The sequence below is a fragment of the Rhodovastum atsumiense genome, from assembly GCF_937425535.1.
Classification (GTDB): Bacteria; Pseudomonadota; Alphaproteobacteria; order Acetobacterales; family Acetobacteraceae; genus Rhodovastum; species Rhodovastum atsumiense.
Genome location: NZ_OW485601.1, coordinates 3063414 through 3083501, shown reverse-complemented (window position 1 = coordinate 3083501; position 20088 = coordinate 3063414). Strand labels below are relative to the sequence as shown.

The following is a 20088-nucleotide window of genomic DNA, read 5'->3' as shown; positions in this document are numbered from 1 at the left end:
ACACCAATAAAAACCACCATAAGGTGGAAATTATCGCGATATCGTTATTTTCTGGTTGCATATGACAGGAGCCAGCCGCAACGCAGGCACCCTGCCGGTGAACGTTGTTTCGTATCACGATAGCGTTATCACGCGATCGACGTCGGATGCCGGGACGAACCAGGGCTGACGATCGCCGGTATCCTGTTCGCCGCCCCATGAGCATCCTGTTCGGCATCGTCGCCCCGGTTTTCATCCTGATCGGCCTGGGGGCTGCCAGCCTGCGCCTGCGCATCGTCGATGCCGCCGCCATGCGCGGCATGACCGACTTCGTGTTCTACATCGCCTTCCCCGCCCTGCTGTTCGGATCGGTCGCGGAAGCACCGCCGCTGCGGCTGGCGGACGTGGCCGGATCCTTCCTGGTCGGCGCCGCGATCCTGTTCTTCCTTGCGCTGCTGCTCGGCCGCCTGGTGCTGAAGGTGTCGCTGGCACAGGCCTCGGTGTTCGGGATGAACAGCATCTTCGGCAACACCGTCATGGTCGGCATCCCCATCGTCAGCGCTGCCTATGGCCGCGACGGGCTGGTCACCCTGATGGCGATCATCGCCTTCCACTCGGTAGTGCTGATCCCGCTCGCCACCATCTTCATCGAGGCCGATCGCGGCGGGCGCGGCAGCATCCTGATCATGCTGCGCAGCACCTTCACCGGGATCATCCGCAACCCGATCGTGATGTCGCTGGTCTTCGCCTTCGCCTGGCGCCTCGTCGGAGTGCCGATGCCCGCGGCACTGCACCGCGTGCTCGATCTGCTCGCCGCCGCCGGCCCGCCGCTCGCGCTGTTCTGCCTCGGCGGCACCCTGCCGCGGCCATCCTGGTCCGACCTGCGCGAGGTCTCGCTGGCAGTGCTGCTGAAACTGGTGGCCATGCCGGCCATCGTCGCCGTGGTCGCCCACCTCGTCGGCGTGACCGGGCTTGCCTTCGCGGTGACGGTGCTTACCGCGGCGCTGCCGACCGGGGCCAACGCCTTCCTGCTGGCGCGCCGGTTCGAGACGATGATGGAAGCCTCCGCCAGCACCGTGGTGATCGCCACGGCCCTGTCCATGGTCACGCTGACCCTGCTGCTCGGCTGGCTGCCCCGCTGATCCGGGGCGCTGCCCCGGACCCTGCCAGAGGCTCCGCCTCTGGACTCCGGCAGGGGGCAGGGGCCCCCTGCACCCCGGTTGTTTGGTTCCTGGGAGGGGGGCGAACCGACACGGACCCATCACCAGCGAGGATGCCCCCTTCCCAGGAACCAAACATGGGATCCAAGGGCCTTGTGGCCCTTGGTGGAGGTCCAGGAGGCAAAGCCTCCTGGCGGGGCCGGGGCAGCGCCCCGGATCAGCGCGGCTCCGCCTGCAGGGCGCGCAGGCGGGCGACGTTGCGGTTGTGCTGCTCCAGCGTGCGCGCGAACGCATGCCCGCCATTGCCATCGGCGACGAAATACAGGTCGTCGACCGGCGCCGGGTGCGCGACCGCGCGCAGGGCCGCGAGCCCCGGCGCGGCGATCGGTCCCGGCGGCAGCCCGGTGACCCGGTAGGTGTTGTAAGGGTTGGGCCAATCCAGGTCGGCGCGCGAAAGCGGCCGTTCCAGCGCGCCCTGCCCTCCGGACACGGCATAGATCACAGTGGGATCGGATTGCAGCCGCATGCCTTGTTGCAGGCGATTGAGGAACACCGCCGCCACCATGGGCCGTTCCTCCGGCCGCGCGGTTTCGCGCTCGACGATGCTGGCCAGGGTCAGCATCTCGTGCGGGCTGGCCAGCGGCAATCCGTCGGCCCGTTCCGCCCAGGCCTGGGCCAGGGCCTGGCCCATCGCGGCACGGGCACGAGCGAGCAGGGCCTCGCGGGTGGTGCCCCGCTCGTAGAGATAGGTTTCGGCCATGAGCGTGCCTTCTTCCGGCACCGGGGTGGGGCCGGTCAGGGCCGGGGCGCGTTCGAGCAGCACCGCGATCTGGGCCGATGTCAGTCCTTCGGCGATGGTCAGGCGGTACTGCACCGGCCGGGCGGTACGCAGCACCTGCAGCACCTCCCGAAGGCTGGCATGGGCGGGGAAGGCCAGTTCGGCGGCGCGGATCGGGCCGTCCCGCCGGGTGACGAAGGAGGCGATGCGAAAGGCGAGCGGATCGTCGATCACCCCGGCGTCCCGCAGCGCCTCGGCGACCTGGGCCTCGCTGCCACGCGGCACCACGACCGCCCGTTGTTCGGGCAGCGGGCCCGGCTGCTGGTAGCGCGCCACCCCGTAATGCCAGCCGGCCACGCCGCCGGCGAGCTGGGCCAGCAGCGCCAGCAGGGTGACCGCCCAGGTGAGCACGCGCCGTCGGCGCCGAGGGGACGGCGGATCGGGGCTCGCGGCCGGATTGGACTGCTGGGGGAGGTTATCCATCGCGGGACCATCCTGGCGATGGTACCGCGGGTAACTCCCGCCCGGGGATGGCCCGGGCGGGATCGCGAGGGAGGATCGCTGCTGTCCGACGCGCGCTCAGGGCGCCTTGCGGAACAGGATGGAGGCGTTGGTGCCGCCGAAGCCGAAGCTGTTCGACAGCGCGATGTCGATGCGGCGTTCCTGCGCGGTATGGGCGACCCGGTCGATCACGCTCTCCCGGCTCGGGGCGTCGAGATTGAGCGTCGGCGGCGCCACGTTGTCGCGCACCGCCAGGATCGAGAACACCGCCTCGATCGCGCCGGCGGCGCCGAGCAGGTGCCCGGTCGCGGACTTGGTCGAGGACATCGCCAGGCCGCGCGCGGCATCGCCGAAGAAGCGTTCCACCGCGTCCAGTTCCAGGTCGTCGCCGAGCGGCGTGGAGGTGCCGTGGGCGTTCACGTACTGGATCTGGTCGGGGGTGATGCCGCCGTTCTTCAGCGCCGCCTTCATGGCGCGGAAGGCGCCGTCATGGCCCTCGGCCGGGGCGGTGATGTGGTAGGCGTCGCCCGAGAGGCCGTAGCCGCAGACCTCGGCGTAGATCTTCGCGCCGCGCTGCTTGGCGTGCTCGTATTCCTCGAGCACCAGGACGCCGGCGCCTTCGCCCATGACGAAGCCGTCGCGGTCCTTGTCCCAGGGGCGCGAGGCCTTGGTGGGGGTTTCGTTGAAGCCGGTGGACAGCGCGCGCGCGGCGCAGAACCCGGCGATGCCGAGCGTGTTCACCGCGGATTCGGCTCCGCCCGCCACCATCACGTCGGCGTCGCCGAGCATGATCAGCCGGGCCGCGTCACCGAGCGCGTGCACGCCGGTGGCGCAGGCCGTCACCACGCTGTGGTTCGGGCCCTTGAAGCCGTACTTGATCGAGACGTGGCCGGAGGCGAGGTTGATCAGCGCGGAGGGAATGAAGAAGGGCGACAGACGCCGCGTCTTGCCCTCGTGCACCAGCACCGAGGCGTCGTAGATCGTCTCAAGCCCGCCGATGCCGCTGCCGATCATCACGCCGGTGGCGCAACGGCTTTCCTCGTCCTGCGGCTGCCAGCCGGAATCCTCGACCGCCTCGGTGGCGGCGACCAGGGCGTACTGGATGAACTTGTCCATCTTCCGCTGGTCCTTGACCGGGACCCATTCGGAGATGTCCAGCTTGCCCTCGGCCTTGCTGCCCTTCGGAAGCTGGCCGGCGATCTTGGCCGGCAGGTCCTTCACGTCGAAGGACTGGATGGCGCTGATGCCTGACTCGCCCTCGATCAGGCGTTTCCAGACATGCCCGACCCCTAATCCCAGGGGGCAGGCGATGCCCATGCCCGTCACCACAACGCGCCGCATCGGTGCCATCCTTGCCGTTTCCCTTTTGCCGTGTTCCGGCTCAGGCCGCCTTCTGCTTCTCGATGTACTCGATCGCATCCTTCACGGTGCTGATCTTCTCGGCGGCGTCCTCGGGGATCTCGACGCCGAAGGCCTCTTCGAAGGCCATGACCAGCTCGACCGTGTCCAGGCTGTCCGCGCCCAGGTCGTCGATGAACGACGCCTCGGGGGTGACCTTGCTTTCCTCGACGCCGAGATGCTCGACGACGATCTTCTTCACCTTATCGGCGATTTCGCTCATCGGAATTTTGGCTCCTGCCTGCCCGTTCTTGGTCTAAACGTCACTCGCCCGGTCCGCCCGCCTTCCTGGTCCCGTTTGTGATGGACCAGCCCGGCCCACGGGACAGACCTGAACTGCGCCGCGTACACCGCCCCGGACGAGGGCGCGCGGCGCTTAGCATGGTTTAGTCGCAATCGCCAACCATCGGCACGGGTCCAACCTGCCCAAAGCCGGCGAATCAGACCATCGCCATGCCACCATTGACGTGCAGTGTGGTACCAGTGACCCACCCTGCCTCGTCGCTGGCGAGATACAGCACCGCCGCCGCAACGTCCGCCGGCTGGCCGAGCCGGCCCAGCGGAATCCTCTCAGCCAGCTTGACGCGCTGCGCGTCCGACAAGTCGTCGGTCATCGGCGTGGCGATGAAGCCCGGCGCCACCACGTTCACGGTGATGCCGCGCGAGGCCACTTCCTGGGCCAGCGCCTTGCTCATGCCGGCCAGCCCCGCCTTGGCGGCGGCGTAGTTGGCCTGGCCGGGATTGCCGGTGTGGCCGACGATGGACGAGATCGAGACGATCCGCCCGGCGCGCCGCTTCAGCATGCCCTTCATCGCCGCCCGCGCCAGCCGGAACGGCGCGCTCAGGTCGACGTCCAGCACCGCCTGCCAGTCCTCGTCCTTCATGCGCAGGGCGAGCATGTCGCGGGTGAAGCCGGCATTGTTCACCAGCGCCCAGAGCGGCCCGCCGGCCGCCTCGGCCGCCGCCACCAGCGCATCGGCCGCGGCCGGGTCGCGCAGATCGGCGGGGCAGACATGCGCCCGGCCCGGGGAGACCGCGTCCAGCTCCGCCGCCAGGGCGTCGAGCGCCTCGCGCCGCGTGCCCGACAGCGCCACCACCGCGCCCTGCGCGTGCAGCGTGCGGGCGATGGCGGCGCCGATGCCGCCGGAAGCACCGGTGACCAGGGCGGTCTTGCCGTCCAGCCGGAACATGGCTGTTTCCTTGTCTCAGAGAGTCTTCAGGATCTGCTCGATCTCGGCCGGCGTGCCGACCGAGGCGGTCGCCGCGTCCGGGGCGATCCGCCGCACCAGGCCGGACAGCACCTTGCCCGCGCCCAGTTCGACGAAGCTGGTAACGCCGAGTTCGATCATCGCGTTCACGCATTCGCGCCAGCGCACCGTCGCGGTCACCTGCTGCACCAGCAGCCGGGAAATCTCGGCCGGGTCGGTCACCTTGGCGGCGGTGACATTGGCCACCACCGGCACCAGGGGCGCGCCCGGCGGGGATTTCTCCAGCGCCTCGGCCATCGCATCCGCCGCCGGCGCCATCAACGCGCAGTGGAACGGGGCGGAGACCGGCAGCAGCATGGCCCGCTTCACGCCCTTCGCCTTGGCCACCTCGATGGCGCGGTCGACCGCGGCCTTGTGGCCGGAGATCACCACCTGCCCGCCGCCGTTGTCATTGGCGGGCGAGACCACCTGCGTGCCGTCCGGGCCTTCCGCCGCCTCGGCGCAGACCGCGCGGGCGAGTTCCATCTCGGCGCCGAGCAGCGCGGCCATGGCGCCCTCGCCGGGCGGCACCGCCTTCTGCATGGCCTGGCCGCGCAGCCGCAGCAGGGCGGCCGCCCGCGCGGGGGTGAAGGCCCCGGCGGCGGCCAGCGCGCTGTACTCGCCGAGCGAGTGGCCGGCGACCAGCACCGCCTTGTCGGCCAGCTTCAGCCCGCCCTCGCGCTCCAGCACGCGCAGCACCGCCAGCGAATGCGCCATCAGCGCCGGCTGGGTGTTCTCGGTGAGGGTAAGTTCCTCGGCCGGTCCCTCGAACATCAGCTTCGACAGCTTCTGCTTCAGGGTCTCGTCGACCTCTTCGAAGACCTCGCGGGCGGCGGCGAAGGCGGCGGCGAGGTCCCGCCCCATGCCCACGGCCTGGCTGCCCTGGCCCGGGAAGATGAAGGCGTGCACCGGCATGCGGAAAAATCCCGAAATGAGAAGCGGGGGGCAATTGGGCGCGCGGCGTAGCTTCGCCCCGTGCCCCTGTCAATTGCCGGCGACACCGGGGACCCGGCAGACGGCATGCGCCGGGCGCGCGGACCAGCCCTGCGCAACGATCGACGCCGCATCGACCGGCGCCTCTTAATATCGCGACTGACTCGCACTTGCAGACCCACTTGCAGCCCCGGGAGCCCCGTCGTGGTTGGTCCTGCCGCCGTCCTGGCCGAAACATGTCCCGCCCACGGCTCCCCCTGCGCCCCGCCCGGCGCCTCCCCGGGACGGATCGCCCGCCTCGCCGCGCTGCTGGAACGGTTCTTCGTCACGCATCGCCGGCAGCTCTCCTGGGTGCATGCCGGGATGTTCGTGGTGTTCCTGCTGGTGATCGGCGGGCCGCTGCTGCTGCCCGACCCGCCCGGCGACGCCACCCCCTGGAACAATCTGCGGGTCGGCGCCTCCTATGCCCTGTGGGGGCTGTGGTTCCCGCTGGTGTTCCTGTCCGTCATCTTCGCCGGGCGCGCCTGGTGCGGCGTGCTCTGCCCGATGGGCGCGGCGGCGGAATGGGCCAACGGCGTCGGCCTGCGCCGGCCGATCCCGGCCTGGCTGCGCTGGGAAGGCACCCCGCTGGTCAGCTTCATCGTCATCACCCTGCTCGGCCAGACCACCGGCGTGCGCGACCATCCCGAGGCAGCCGCCGAGATCTTCGGCGGCACCATGCTGATGGCGATCGTGATCGGGTTCCTCTATGGCCGGCGCAAGCGCGCCTGGTGCCGCCACATGTGCCCGATCGGCCGGGTGCTCGGTCTCTATGCCCGGCTCGGCGCCGTGGAGTTCGCCCCGAAGACCCGCCTGCCCGGGCCGGAGGCGTACACGGAAAAGGGCGTCTGCCCGACCATGATCGACCTGCCGCACAAGGCGGAATCGCGCCACTGCATCAGTTGCTTCCGCTGCGTCAACCCCGACGCGCGCGGCGGGGTGTCGCTGCGGCTGCGCCGGCCGGGCGAGGAAATCGAGGCGATCCGCGACCACCACCCCAACCCGACCGAGGTGTGGTTCCTGTTCCTCGACACCGGCGTGGCGCTCGGCGGCTTCCTGTGGCTGGTGCTGCCCGCCTACCAGGACGCGCGGCAGGCCTTCGGCGAATGGGCAATCGAGCATGGCTGGGCCTGGATCACCGCGATCGGCCCGTCCTGGCTGATGAGCGTCCACCCCGACCGCGGGGAGACGTTCATGTGGCTCGATTTCCTGATGATCAACGGCTTCATGATCGGCTGCATGATCGCGCTGACGGTGGTGCTGGCGGCGACCACGGCGGCCGCCGCGGTGCTGGCACGGCAGGTGGGCGCGCGCGGCAGCTTCGCCGCCCGTTTCGCCGAACTGGGCTACCAGTACGCCCCGATCGCGCTGATCTCGCTGGTGATCGGCCTCGGCGCCGAGCTGTTCGAGCCGCTGCGCCGCACCGCCTTCGGCATTGAGGGAGTGCATATCACCAAGGGCATCCTGTTCCTGCTGGGCTTCGCCTGGAGCGTCTGGCTGGCCGACCGCGTGCTGGTCCGCCAGGGCGTGGCGGCGGGCCGGCGCTGGCTGCCGCTGCTGCCCGGCATCCTCGGCAGCCTGGCCACCGGCCTCGCGTGGTGGCCGGCCATCTTCGGGCTGTAATGATGATCAGCGGAACGTTGGCACGGCGGATTGCGCTTCGCTGATCCGTTGCAATGGCGGATTGCGCTGCGCTTATCCGCCCTACGGCCTGCCGGCCCGTGATCGTCCTTGCATCCGGCGGGCACGCGTGTATAAGCCCGCGCCTTCCCTGCCGGGTAGAGACGGCCTCTCCCGGCTATGCCCGCGTGCCATGGTGGCGCGGGACCTCGATCCAGCGGTCCGGGGCAGAGACAAGCCAGAGGGAGAGCCCATGCCGCTTTACGAGACCGTGTTCATCGCACGGAACGATGTCACGCAGCAGCAGGTCGAGGCCATCGCCGACGCGATCGGCATTCAGCTCGACACCGACCGTGGCATTGCCCCGGCCGCCGAGGGCGAGGAACCCCGTCCCTCCGCTTCCGTCAAGAAGCGCGAGTACTGGGGCCTGCGCAGCCTGGCCTACCGGATCAAGAAGAACCGGAAGGGCCACTACATGCTGCTCGGCCTGGACGCGGCCCCCGCTTCGATCCTGGAGATGGAGCGCCAGCTCAGCCTCAACGAGGACGTGCTGCGCTACATGACCATCCGCGTCGATGCGATCGAGGAAGGCCAGAGCGCCATTCTCTCGCGCAAGTCCGACGACCGCGAGCGTGGCTTCCGCGGGCCCAAGCCGGCCGGCCGCTTCGATTCCGGCCGCAAGCGTGGCTATGACGACCGCGAGGAGTTCCGCGCCCGCGAGGAAGTCGCCCCGCGCGCCGAGCGCGAAGATTTCCGCGGCGCGGTCGAGGAGTAAGCCACGATGTCCGACAGCACCGAAATCAATCCCGCCGCCCGTCGCGCCGCCGTCGGCGCGCGCCGTCCGTTCTACCGCCGCCGCAAGTCCTGCCCGTTCTCCGGCCCGAACGCGCCGAAGATCGACTACAAGGACGTGCGCCTGCTCTCCCGCTTCCTCTCCGAGCGCGGCAAGATCGTGCCGAGCCGCATCACCGCGGTTTCGGCCAAGAAGCAGCGCGAGCTGGCCAACGCGATCAAGCGCGCCCGCTTCCTCGCCCTGCTGCCCTACGTCGTGAGCTGAGGAGGGTCGCGCCATGGCATCCGTGGAAGTCATCCTGCTCCAGCGCGTCGACAAGCTCGGGCAGATGGGCGAGGTGGTGAAGGTGAAGCCCGGCTTCGCCCGCAACTTCCTGCTGCCGCAGAAGAAGGCGATCCGCGCCAGCAAGGACAACCTCGCGCGCTTCGAACAGCAGCGCGCCCAGCTTGAGGCGCAGAACCTCAAGCGCCGCGAGGAAGCCGAGCGCGTGGCCGAGCGGGTCGGCGGCCTGTCCGTCGTCGTCATCCGCCAGGCCGGCGAATCCGGCGGCCTGTACGGCTCGGTCAGCTCGCGCGACATCGCCGAGGCAGCCACCGCCGCGGGGCTGTCGATCACCCGCTCGCAGGTGGTGCTCGAGCACCCGATCAAGTCGCTCGGGCTGGCGAAGGTGCGCGTGGTGCTGCACCCGGAAGTGGTGATCACCGTCACCGCGAACGTGGCCCGCAGCCCCGAGGAAGCCGAGAAGCAGGCCCGCGGCGAGAGCATCGCCACCGAGGAGCCCGAGGAGGAGCCCGTCTACGACGAGGCCGCCCTGCTCGAGCAACAGCCGGCCGCCGAAGCGTAATCGCCCCGCCCCTCTCCCGCCGCGCGGGAGAGGGGCGACGGCTATCCCACCGCTGTCCCGATTCGCTTCGTGAAGCGGTGCGTACTTGAAACCTGTCAAGTTGGATAACCATTTCCTCGCCCGACCGACATCCAGGCGGGAGGGGAAACCATGCGTGCCGCCCTCGACAGGATCTTCCGGCGATTTGTGGTCAGCGGCCGCCTGACCATCCACTGGCCCGACGGCCAGGTTTCATCCCATGGCACGGGCGAAGGCCCGACCGCCGGTCTCGCGCTGCGGGACACGCGCCTGCTCGCCGGATTGCTGCTGCAGCCCGACATCACAATTGGCGAAGCCTATATGGATGGGCGGATCGCGCCGGTGGACGGCACGATCTACGACGTCCTCGACGTGCTGATGTCCAACTATTCCGCGGGCGCGGCACCGCATCGGCTGCTTGCGCTGCAGGAATTCCTCGGCCGCGTCACCCGCTGGATCCGCCAGTTCAACCCGGCCGCACGGGCGCGACGCAACATCGCCCGCCACTATGACCTGAACGGACGGCTCTACAGCCTCTTCCTCGATCGCGACCGCCAATATTCCTGCGCCTATTTCCGCACCGGCACCGAGACGCTGGAGCAGGCGCAGATCGCCAAGAAGCACCACATCGCCGCCAAGCTGAAACTCGACCGCCCGGACCTGTCCGTGCTCGACATCGGGTCAGGCTGGGGCGGCATGGCGCTGACGCTCGCGCGCGACTACGGCGCCCGCGTGACCGGCATCACCCTTTCCTCCGAGCAACTCGCCGAGGCGCGGGCGCGCGCGAGCGCCGAGGGGCTGCAGGAGCGTGTCGGCTTCGAGCTGTGCGACTACCGGGCGATGACACGGCGCTTCGACCGTATCGTTTCGGTCGGCATGTTCGAGCATGTCGGCGTGGTGCATTACCGTCAGTATTTCGAGGCGATCCGCCGCTGCCTCGCCCCTGACGGGGTCGCGTTGCTGCATGCGATCGGCCGTCCGGACGGACCGGGGCGCACCAATCCCTGGATCGCCCGGTACATCTTCCCGGGCGGCTATATCCCCGCCCTGTCGGAGGTGCTGCCGGCGATCGAGAAGGCCGGGCTGGTCGTCACGGACATCGAGATCCTGCGGCTGCACTACGCCGAAACGCTGCGCCACTGGCGCCGCCGCTTCGCCGCCAACCGCGACACCATCGCCGCGCTGTACGACGAACGGTTCTGCCGCATGTTCGAATTCTATCTCGCCGGTGCCGAGCTGGCCTTCCGCCGGCATGGCCAGATGGTGTTCCAGATCCAGATCACCCGCGACCAGGGCGCCCTGCCGCTCACGCGCGATTACATGTTCGAGGCGGAACGGGTGATGGCGCCGCGCGTCTCGGCGTGAGGCCGCGAAGGGCTCGCGAAACGCTCCGATATTATTACGATCTTTCGATGCGTTGATATCGAAACGATTTTACCGACTCCGCCCGCGCCCGCTGCCAGCGTTGCGATGGCATGCAAGGGCCGGGCGGCCCCGCATTTCCCCTGAGGCGACTCTGCCACAGCCCGCCCTAACGACGATTCCATCCCCCTGATCCACCTTATCCACAGGCCTTGCGCCCCTGTCTGGACGCGGTCCCGGGCGTTATGCTGGGGGCTTCCCAGGCGCCCCCCGCATGAACACAGTTGATTCGCCGCCCCCGCTGTTTGGCCTCTCGCAGCGCCTTCCCCCGGCCAATATCCAGGCGGAGCAGGCACTGCTTGGCGCGCTGCTGGCCAACAACAAGGCGTATGAGCGGGTCAGCGAATTCCTGCAGGCCGATCATTTCGCCAATCCGGTGCATGGCCGCATCTATTCCGCCATCGCCCGCCGCATCGAGGCCAACCAGCTCGCCGACGCGGTGACGCTGAAGGCCGAGTTCGAGCATTCCGGCATTCTCGGCGAGGTCGGCGGCACCGCCTATCTCGCGCAGTTGCTCGGCGCGATGGTCGGCATCATCAACGCCGGCGAGTACGGCCGTGCGATTTACGACGCCTGGCTGCGCCGGCAGCTCATCGACATCGGCGAGGCCGTCGTCAACAACGCCTTCGGCGCCACGCCGGAACTCGACGGCTCCGGCCAGATCGAGGTGGCCGAGCAGGAGCTGTTCAACCTCGCCGAGCGCGGCACCTCCCAGGGCGGCTTCGTCACCTTCGAGCACGCGCTGACCGAGGCGATCCAGAACGCCGAGCGGGCCTTCCACCGTTCCGGCGGCGTCTCCGGCCTTTCCAGCGGGCTGCGCGATCTCGACAAGAAGACCGGCGGGCTGCATCCCTCCGACCTGATGATCCTCGCCGGGCGCCCGGGCATGGGCAAGACGGCGCTCGCCACCAAGATCGCCTTCGGCGCCGCCCGCGCCTTGCAGGCAGAGGCGCGGGCCGCCGGGCCAGAGACACCCACGAAAGGCTCGGTCGCCATTTTCTCCCTGGAAATGAGCGCCGAGCAGCTCGCCACCCGCCTGCTTTCGGAAGAGTCGCGGATTTCCGGCGAGCGCATCCGCCGCGGTGATATCGGCCAGAAGGATTTCGACCGCTTCGTCCAGGTCTCGCGCGAGATCGGTTCGTTGCCGCTGCACATCGACGACACGCCGGCGATCACGCTCTCGGCCATGCGCACGCGCTGCCGCCGGCTGGCCCGCACCAAGGGCCTGTCGCTGATCGTGGTCGACTACCTGCAGCTCATGCGTCCCGCCGCCGGATCGCGGCCGGAAAACCGCGTGCTGGAAATCAGCCAGATCACCATGGGGCTGAAGGCGATCGCCAAGGAGCTCGCCGTCCCGGTGATTGCGCTTTCGCAGTTGTCGCGCTCGGTGGAAAGCCGCGAGGACAAGCGTCCGCTGCTGTCGGACCTGCGCGAATCCGGCTCGATCGAGCAGGACGCCGACGTGGTAATGTTCGTCTATCGTGACGAATACTACCTGCAACAACGCGCGCCCAAGCAACTCGCGTTCGAGAACGAGGAAAAGTTCCATGGCGCCGTCGAGAAATGGCAGCGCGACATGGAGAACGTGCATAACCGCGCCGAGCTGCTGATCGAGAAGAACCGCCACGGCGCCACCGGCAAGATCGACCTTTATTTCGAAGGCGAATTCACCCGCTTCGCCGATCTCGACCTGCACCACGATGGCGAGTGACGGCACCGGGATCCGCGGGCGCCCGGCTTTCGCACCATCCGGCACGTTCTGATATGGTCATGTGCTCTGGCCTGGAACCGCGCAGGCGCGCCGCGTCCGGCATGGGGTCGGACACGACGCCGCCGCGCCAGCAAGGATGCCGGAATCCGTGACGGAGACGCCTCTGGTGGACCGGGACAGCTTCCCCGCCACCGCCCCCGACGCCGCGACCGCGGTGCTGGAACTCGACCTCGATGTCATCGCCGCCAACTGGCAGGAGCTGCGCCGCCGCCATCCGGGCGGTGATGTCGCTGGCGTGGTCAAGGCCGACGCCTATGGCCTCGGTGCCGCCGCCGTCGCCCCACGCCTGTATGCGGCTGGCTGCCGACATTTCTTCACCGCCCATCTGGCCGAGGCGATCGCCCTGCGCCCGCGCCTGCCCGGCGCCCTGATCGCCCCGCTCAACGGCCCGGTGCCCGGCACAGAGCACGCTTATCTCGCGCATGACATCGTGCCGGTGCTCGGCGGGCTCGGGGAGATCGAGCGCTGGACCGCGCTCGCCCGCGCCGAGGGGCGGAAACTGCCGGTGCTGCTGCACGTCGATACCGGCATGAACCGCCTTGGACTCGATGCCGCCGGGCTCGCCGCCCTGGCCGATGCGCCCGAACGGCTCGCGGGGCTTTCGATCCGCTACGTCATGACGCATCTGGTCGCCGCCGAGCTGCCCGACGACCCCGCCAACGCGGAACAGCGCCGGCGCTTCGCAGCCGCCTGCGCCGTCCTGCCCCCCGCCCCCCGCAGCTTCGCCAATTCCTCCGGCATCTTCCTTGGCGCCGGATTCGCCTCCGACCTCGCCCGTCCGGGGGCGGCGCTCTATGGCATCAACCCCACCCCGGGACGGCCGAACCCGATGCGGGTGCCGTTGCGCCTGCGGGCCCGTGTGCTGCAGGTCCGCGACATCGCGGCCGGCGAGAGCGTCGGCTACAATGCCACCTGGCGTGCGCCCCGCCCCAGCCGCATCGCCACGCTTGGCATCGGCTATGCGGATGGCTGGCCGCGCCCGGCCTCGGGCCGCACCCGCGCCCTGCTGACCGGGGGGGGCTTTGACGGCACCCCCGTACCGCTGGTAGGCCGTGTTTCCATGGACCTGACCACCTGCGATGTGACGGACGCCCCGCCCGTGGTGCCCGGCGACTGGCTGGAACTCATGGGCCCCACCATCACGCCGGACGACATTGCCGATGCCGCCGGCACCAACGCCTACGAGATCCTGACCGGACTCGGCCCGCGTATTGCCCGGATCGTGCCGGCGTGACCGCGTTGCTGGATGCGCTGGCCAGGCTCGGCCGCGCCGTGCTGACCACCTTCACGGTGACCGGCCGGATTTCCATGTTCGCGCTGGATGGCCTGTCGCACATCGTCCGCCCGCCGTTCTACGGGCGGCTGTTCCTGCGTTCCTTCCTCGACATCGGCTATTACAGCCTGCCGGTGGTGGCGCTGACGGCGATCTTCACCGGCATGGTGCTGGCGCTGCAATCCTCGACCGGGCTCTCTCGCTTCAATGCCGAGAGCGCCATCGCCAATCTGGTCGTGCTCTCGATCACGCGCGAGCTGGGGCCGGTGCTGGCCGGGCTGATGGTGGCCGGGCGGGTCGGCGCCGCCATGGCCGCCGAGCTCGGCACCATGCGCGTCACCGACCAGATCGATGCGCTCAGCACGCTGTCCACCAATCCCATGAAATACCTGGTGGCGCCGCGGCTGCTCGGCGGGCTGGTCGCGCTGCCGCTGCTGGTGCTGGTCGCCGACCTGCTGGGCGTGCTGGGCGGCTACATCATCGCCACCGTCAAGCTCGGCTTCAATCCGGACGTCTATCTCGCCAACACCGTCAATTTCGTGCGCACCGACGACGTGGTCTCCGGCCTGGTCAAGGCCGCGGTGTTCGGCTTCCTGGTGGCGTTGATGGGCTGCTACCACGGCTATACCAGTCGCGGCGGCGCGCAGGGCGTGGGCGCTGCCACCACCAACGCCGTGGTTTCCGCCTCCGTGCTGATCCTCGCCTTCGACTACGTGATCACCGAATTGTTCTTCGCCCGATGACGGGGAACCCGCGGGACACGACGATGCAGGACGTGCAGGGCAAGATGGCGCAGAACGCGCGGGACACGATGAAAGGCGACACAGCAGCGGTCCCCAAGATCCGCCTGCGCGGCGTACGCAAGGCGTTCGGCGACAAGGTGGTGCTGGACGGCATCGACCTCGACATCATGCCGCAGACCTCGATGGTGGTGATCGGCGGTTCCGGCACCGGCAAGTCGGTGCTGCTGAAATGCATCCTCGGCCTGATCACGCCCGATGCCGGGGTGATCGAGATCGACGGCCAGGACGTGCTGCGCCTGGACCGGCACGAGGCCGAAAAGCTGCGCGCCCGCATCGGCATGCTGTTCCAGAACGGCGCCCTGTTCGACAGCCTGCCGGTCTGGGAGAACGTCGCCTTCGGCCTGCTCGCGCAACGGCGGGTGTCGCGCCACGAGGCCCGCGCCCGCGCCGAGGAGGTGCTGGCCCAGGTCGGCCTCGCCGCCAGCGTGGGCGAGCTGTGGCCAGCCGAGCTGTCGGGCGGCATGCAGAAGCGGGTGGCGCTCGCCCGCGCCATCGCCGCCCGGCCCGACATCCTGTTCTTCGACGAGCCGACCACCGGGCTCGACCCGATCATGGGGGCGGTGATCGACGGGCTGATCGTCGACTGCGTGAAGCGGCTCGGCAGCACGGCGGTGGCGATCACCCACGACATGGCCAGCGCCCGCCGCATCGGCGACCGCGCCGCCATGCTGCACAAGGGGCGGCTGATCTGGCAGGGCGCGGCGACGGAGCTGATGGAAACCGGCAACGAGATCGTCGACCAGTTCACCCACGGTCGCCGCGAGGGTCCGATCCAGATGGAGCTGCGGCGGTAGCAACGGGACCGGGAGTGTCGGCGCAAGCAGCGGATGGCCCGCGCGCCGGCGGTCGCGTCAACTGACGCGATCGCACCAGCAGGAAGCCCCGATGCAGATGCCAGCGCCCCGGATGGGCACCACCGAATGGATCATGCTGCTCGCCCTGTCGGTGATCTGGGGCGGGTCGTTCTTCTTCGTCGGCGTCGCGGTGCGCGAGCTGCCCTCGCTCACCATCGTCGTCCTGCGCGTCGCCCTGGCGGCGCTGGCGCTCTGGGGGGTGCTGGCGGTGCGGCGGATCCGCCTGCCCGCCGTGCCGGGACTCTGGACCGCCTTCCTGACGATGGGGCTGCTGAACAATGCCATCCCCTTCGTCCTGCTGGTCTGGGGCCAACACCATATCGCCAGCGGCCTCGCCGCCATCCTGAACGCGACGACGCCGCTCTTCACCGTTATCGTCGCCCATCTGCTGACCACCGACGAGCGGCTCACGCCCGGCAAGATGGGGGGGGTGATGGCCGGCCTGCTGGGCGTGGCCGTGATGCTCGCCGCCGATCCGGGCGGAGACTTCAGGACCAATCTGCTCGCCCAGGCGGCCTGTCTCACAGCCGCCCTCTCCTATGCCTTCGGCGGAGTATACGGGCGGCGCTTTCGCCGCCTGGGCGTGCCGCCTTTGGCGACCGCGGCCGGACAGGTGACCGCCTCCACGCTGATCCTGCTGCCCTGTGCCCTGCTGCTGGATCGGCCATGGGAGTTGCCGCTGCCGGGGACGGCGACGCTCGCTGCCCTGACCGGCCTCGCCCTGGCCTGTACGGCGCTGGCCTATATCCTTTATTTCCGTATCCTTGCCGTGGCGGGCGCGACCAACGTGGTGCTGGTGACCCTGCTGGTCCCGGTCAGCGCCATCCTGCTCGGCGCCCTGATGCTGGGCGAACGGCTCGAACCGCGGCACTTCCTGGGTATGGCGCTGATCGGCGGCGGCCTCGCCACGATCGACGGCCGGCCGCTGCAAGTGCTGCGCCGGGCGTGGGCAGCGTAGGAATGGCGCGTGATCCCATCGATCCACGGGCCGGATGCCATTCTCCTCACACCAGGCGCGTCAGCGCCCCTGGGACCTCCCCGGCTTGAACCTGTCACGCGGCTGACGCATACCGTGCGCAGGGATCCGCTCGGGCGCCTGCCGCGCGACACCTCATCCTGGACCTGAGCCATGGCCAAGCCCGCAAGCCGTTTCGTCTGCACCAATTGCGGGGCCGTCACCCCCAAATGGAACGGCCGCTGCGAAACCTGCGGCGAGTGGAACACCATCGTCGAGGACACCCCGGACTCCGGCCCCGGCGGCCTGCAGAAGCCCCGCTCGGCCGCGCGCAAGATCGCCTTCGTCGACCTCGCCGGCACCGCCGCCCCACCGCCGCGCGCCCCCACCGGCATCGCCGAGCTCGACCGCGTGCTCGGCGGCGGGCTGGTGCCGGGCTCGGCGGTGCTGCTGGGCGGCGACCCCGGCATCGGCAAGTCCACCCTGCTGCTGCAGGCCGCCGCCGCCCTCACCGGCCTGGGGCGGCGGGTGCTGTACGTCTCCGGCGAGGAATCCGTCGAGCAGGTCCGGCTGCGCGCCCGCCGCCTGGGCCTCGCCGAGGCGAAGATGGAACTGGCCGCCGCCATCAACCTGCGCGACATCGCCGCCAGCCTGGAGGATGCGAAGGACGCCGCCCTGGTGGTGATCGACTCGATCCAGACCATGTGGCTCGACAGCATCGACAGCGCGCCCGGCACCGTCTCCCAGGTCCGCGCCGCCGCCTTCGAGCTGATCCGGCTGGCCAAGACCAACCGCTTCGCCGTCGCCCTGGTCGGCCACGTCACCAAGGAAGGCGCCATCGCCGGCCCGCGGGTGCTGGAGCACATGGTCGATGCCGTCCTTTATTTCGAGGGCGACCGCGGCCACCAGTTCCGCATCCTGCGCGGGGTGAAGAACCGCTTCGGCGCCACCGACGAGATCGGCGTGTTCGAGATGACCGAGACCGGGCTGGCCGAGGTGCCCAACCCCTCGGCGCTGTTCCTGGCCGAGCGCCGGGGCAACGTCTCCGGCAGCGCCGTCTTCGCCGGGCTGGAAGGCACGCGGCCGGTGCTGGTCGAGGTGCAGTGCCTGCTCGCCCCCAATGCCGGCGGCTCGCCGCGGCGCTCGGTGGTCGGCTGGGATTCCGGGCGGCTGGCCATGCTGCTGGCGGTGCTGGAAACCCGCTGCGGCCTGCGGCTGAATGCATCGGACGTCTATCTCAACATCGCCGGCGGGTTGCGCATCGCCGAGCCCGCCGCCGACCTGGCCGTCGCCGCCGCGGTGGTTTCCGCCGCCGCCGACCAGCCGACCGACCCGGCGATGGTCTTCTTCGGCGAGGTCGGCCTGTCCGGCGAGATCCGCCAGGTCGCCCAGGCCGAATCCCGGCTCAAGGAAGCGCAGAAACTGGGCTTCGGGTGCGCCTGCCTGCCCCGCCGGGTGGCCCGCGGCAACCGCCCGCTCGCCGCCCCGGAAGGGCTGGCGCTGCAGGAGATCGGCCACCTCGGCGACCTGGTGGGCAGGTTTGCAGGACGATCAGGCGACTCATCGCCATGATGGGCTGGCATCGGATGGGGCAGCGACGATATATCCCCACGCAAATGCCGGAACACGCGCGGTGAATTGGGTCGATATCGTGGTGCTCGCCGTCATCGCCGTCTCGGCGATGCTGGCGTTCCTGCGCGGTTTCGTGCGCGAGGTGCTGGGCATCGGCGCCTGGGTGGCCGCGGCCGCCGCCGCCCTGTGGGGCGCCCCGGACTTTGAGCCGCGGGTGCGCGCCTGGATGGGCAATGGCGACCTCTCCGCCCCGATCGCCTACGTGGCCGTGTTCGTGGTCTCGCTGATCCTGCTCTCGGTCGTGGCCGGGCTGATCGGCGGGGTGGTGCGCGGTTCCGCGCTGGGCGGGGTCGACCGCAGCCTCGGCGTGGTCTTCGGCATCGTCCGCGGCGCCGCCCTGGTCGTCGTCGCCTATATCGCCGCCGGCTTCCTGGTGGCGCCTGAGCGCTGGCCGGAGCCGGTGCTGCAGGCGCGCACCCTGCCCTATGCCTACGAAGGCGCCACCTGGCTCGCCGAGCAGCTGCCGCCCCGCTACCGCCCTGCCGTGCCCAAGCCCCCTCCCGGGCGCGAGACCCGGGCCGCCGACCTCTTGCATGTACCTGCCCAGGGCCGGGCCACCGCCCGCCCGTGACGGCAGAAGGAGACTCGCCGATGCACCAGCGACCTGCCCCGCGACCGGATGACCGGGGCGCGGACGACAAGCTGCACGAGGAATGCGGTGTCATCGGCGTCTGGAACCATCCCGACGCCGCCGCCGTCGCCGCCCTCGGCCTGCACGCGCTGCAGCATCGCGGCCAGGAAGCCACCGGCATCGTCAGCTATGACGGCCAGCGTTTCCACACCCATCGCGGCCTCGGCCTGGTCGGCGACAATTTCGGCGACGCCCGGGTGATCGGATCGCTCGCCGGCGCGCGCGCGGTCGGGCACAACCGCTACGCCACCACCGGCGACACCGTGCTGCGCAACGTCCAGCCGCTCTACGCCGATTTCGAGTTCGGCGGCTTCGCGGTCGCACATAATGGCAACCTGACCAATGCCGGGGCGCTGCGCCGCGCGCTGGTGCGGCGCGGCTGCCTGTTCCAGTCCACCACCGACAGCGAGGTGTTCATCCACCTCATCGCCATCAGCCTCTATTCCACCGTGGTGGACCGGCTGATCGACGCGCTGAAGCAGGTGGTCGGCGCCTATTCGCTGGTAGCGCTCTCCAACGAGGCGCTGATGGGGGTGCGCGACCCGCTGGGCGTGCGCCCGCTGATCCTCGGGCGCATCGAAAGCAACGGCTCCTGGGTGCTGGCGAGCGAGACCTGCGCGCTGGACATCGTCGGCGCCAGCTTCGTGCGCGACATCGAGCCGGGCGAGATCGTCGTCATCAACGACGCCGGGGTGCACAGCATCAAGCCGTTCGGCCGGCAGCCGGCGCGGTTCTGTGTGTTCGAGTACATCTACTTCGCCCGCCCCGATTCCATCGTCGAGGGCCTGCCGGTCTACGAGGTGCGCAAGCGCATCGGCATGGAACTGGCCCGCGAAAGCCATGTCCCCGCCGACGTGATCGTGCCGGTGCCGGATTCCGGCGTGCCGGCCGCCATGGGCTACGCCAAGGAAAGCGGCACGCCCTTCGAGTTGGGCATCATCCGCAACCACTATGTCGGCCGCACCTTCATCGAGCCGACCGATTCCATCCGCCACCTTGGTGTGAAGCTGAAGCATTCCGCCAACCGCGCGATGCTGGAAGGGCGGCGGGTGATCCTGGTCGACGATTCGATCGTCCGCGGCACCACCAGCCGCAAGATCGTCGAAATGGTCCGCCACGCCGGCGCGGCCGAGGTGCACATGCGCATCTCCTCGCCGCCGACCACGCATTCCTGCTTCTACGGCATCGACACGCCCGAGCGCGGCAAGCTGCTCGCCGCCCAGCACACGGTCGAGGAGATGGCCGAGCTGATCGGCGCCGACAGCCTCGCCTTCATCTCCCAGGACGGGCTGTACCGCGCCCTCGGCCATGCCGGCCGCGATCCCGCCCGCCCGCATTACTGCGACGCCTGCTTCAGCGGCAACTACCCGATCGCCCTGCACGACCAGATCGACAACGACACCCGCCAACTCTCCCTGCTGTCCGAAAGTCGCTGAT

The 20088-nt window shown here is 69.7% G+C and carries 19 protein-coding genes; 14 read left to right on the top strand and 5 right to left on the bottom strand.

The window, feature by feature from the left end; translation table 11 throughout:
- The first annotated feature begins 197 nt into the window (after positions 1-197).
- Positions 198-1121: an AEC family transporter gene (locus NBY65_RS13940; protein WP_162530522.1), complete on the top strand. Its 924-nt coding sequence runs from the start codon at positions 198-200 to the stop codon at positions 1119-1121.
- Positions 1122-1356: 235 nt separating this feature from the next.
- On the opposite strand, the gene mltG is transcribed toward NBY65_RS13940, so the two are convergent.
- The 5 genes from mltG to fabD form a co-directional block, all read right to left on the bottom strand.
- Positions 1357-2400: an endolytic transglycosylase MltG gene (mltG, locus tag NBY65_RS13935; protein WP_150040620.1), complete on the bottom strand. Its 1044-nt coding sequence runs from the start codon at positions 2398-2400 to the stop codon at positions 1357-1359.
- Positions 2401-2496: 96 nt separating this feature from the next.
- Positions 2497-3759 carry a beta-ketoacyl-ACP synthase II gene (gene fabF / locus NBY65_RS13930; RefSeq protein WP_150040619.1) on the bottom strand — a complete coding sequence of 421 codons (1263 nt, stop codon included), beginning with the start codon at positions 3757-3759 and terminating at the stop codon, positions 2497-2499.
- A gap of 40 nt (positions 3760-3799) precedes the next feature.
- Positions 3800-4039, bottom strand: coding sequence for an acyl carrier protein (locus tag NBY65_RS13925; RefSeq protein WP_150040618.1), 240 nt, complete (start codon positions 4037-4039; stop codon positions 3800-3802).
- A gap of 217 nt (positions 4040-4256) precedes the next feature.
- The gene (gene fabG, locus NBY65_RS13920; RefSeq protein ID WP_150040617.1) at positions 4257-5006 is read right to left on the bottom strand and encodes a 3-oxoacyl-[acyl-carrier-protein] reductase; all 750 of its coding nucleotides are present in this window, start codon (positions 5004-5006) and stop codon (positions 4257-4259) included.
- 15 nt (positions 5007-5021) lie between these two features.
- Positions 5022-5978, bottom strand: a complete 957-nt coding sequence (gene fabD, locus NBY65_RS13915; RefSeq protein ID WP_150040616.1) for an ACP S-malonyltransferase — start codon at positions 5976-5978, stop codon at positions 5022-5024.
- Positions 5979-6200: 222 nt separating this feature from the next.
- Here fabD and NBY65_RS13910 point away from each other — a divergent pair, with 222 nt between their 5' ends.
- The 13 genes from NBY65_RS13910 (at position 6201) to purF (ending at position 20087) form a co-directional block, all read left to right on the top strand.
- Positions 6201-7658 carry a 4Fe-4S binding protein gene (locus NBY65_RS13910; RefSeq protein ID WP_239002774.1) on the top strand — a complete coding sequence of 486 codons (1458 nt, stop codon included), beginning with the start codon at positions 6201-6203 and terminating at the stop codon, positions 7656-7658.
- Between the two features lie 250 nt (positions 7659-7908).
- A complete protein-coding gene (gene rpsF, locus NBY65_RS13905; RefSeq protein ID WP_150040614.1) occupies positions 7909-8430 on the top strand; it encodes a 30S ribosomal protein S6 in 522 nt (173 codons plus the stop codon).
- 6 nt (positions 8431-8436) lie between these two features.
- Complete coding sequence (gene rpsR, locus NBY65_RS13900) at positions 8437-8712, top strand: 30S ribosomal protein S18 (RefSeq protein ID WP_150040613.1); 276 nt, start codon at positions 8437-8439, stop codon at positions 8710-8712.
- A 13-nt stretch (positions 8713-8725) separates the two neighbouring features.
- The gene (rplI, locus tag NBY65_RS13895) at positions 8726-9292 is read left to right on the top strand and encodes a 50S ribosomal protein L9 (protein ID WP_150040612.1); all 567 of its coding nucleotides are present in this window, start codon (positions 8726-8728) and stop codon (positions 9290-9292) included.
- A 150-nt stretch (positions 9293-9442) separates the two neighbouring features.
- Positions 9443-10675, top strand: a complete 1233-nt coding sequence (locus NBY65_RS13890) for an SAM-dependent methyltransferase (protein WP_150040611.1) — start codon at positions 9443-9445, stop codon at positions 10673-10675.
- Between the two features lie 271 nt (positions 10676-10946).
- Positions 10947-12443, top strand: a complete 1497-nt coding sequence (locus NBY65_RS13885) for a replicative DNA helicase (protein WP_150040610.1) — start codon at positions 10947-10949, stop codon at positions 12441-12443.
- Positions 12444-12591: 148 nt separating this feature from the next.
- A complete protein-coding gene (alr, locus tag NBY65_RS13880) occupies positions 12592-13737 on the top strand; it encodes an alanine racemase (RefSeq protein WP_239002773.1) in 1146 nt (381 codons plus the stop codon).
- Positions 13734-14519, top strand: coding sequence for an MlaE family ABC transporter permease (locus tag NBY65_RS13875; protein ID WP_150040608.1), 786 nt, complete (start codon positions 13734-13736; stop codon positions 14517-14519). The genes alr and NBY65_RS13875 overlap by 4 nt, the downstream gene beginning before the upstream one ends.
- A 68-nt stretch (positions 14520-14587) precedes the next feature.
- Positions 14588-15373: an ABC transporter ATP-binding protein gene (locus tag NBY65_RS13870; protein WP_150040724.1), complete on the top strand. Its 786-nt coding sequence runs from the start codon at positions 14588-14590 to the stop codon at positions 15371-15373.
- Between the two features lie 91 nt (positions 15374-15464).
- Positions 15465-16391, top strand: coding sequence for a DMT family transporter (locus NBY65_RS13865; protein ID WP_150040607.1), 927 nt, complete (start codon positions 15465-15467; stop codon positions 16389-16391).
- Between the two features lie 171 nt (positions 16392-16562).
- The gene (gene radA, locus NBY65_RS13860; protein WP_150040606.1) at positions 16563-17960 is read left to right on the top strand and encodes a DNA repair protein RadA; all 1398 of its coding nucleotides are present in this window, start codon (positions 16563-16565) and stop codon (positions 17958-17960) included.
- Between the two features lie 61 nt (positions 17961-18021).
- On the top strand, positions 18022-18591 hold the full coding sequence (locus NBY65_RS13855) for a CvpA family protein (protein ID WP_150040605.1): 570 nt from the start codon (positions 18022-18024) through the stop codon (positions 18589-18591).
- A gap of 20 nt (positions 18592-18611) precedes the next feature.
- Entirely contained in the window at positions 18612-20087 is a 1476-nt protein-coding gene (gene purF / locus NBY65_RS13850; RefSeq protein ID WP_150040604.1) for an amidophosphoribosyltransferase, read from the top strand.
- Position 20088: the final 1 nt, after the last annotated feature.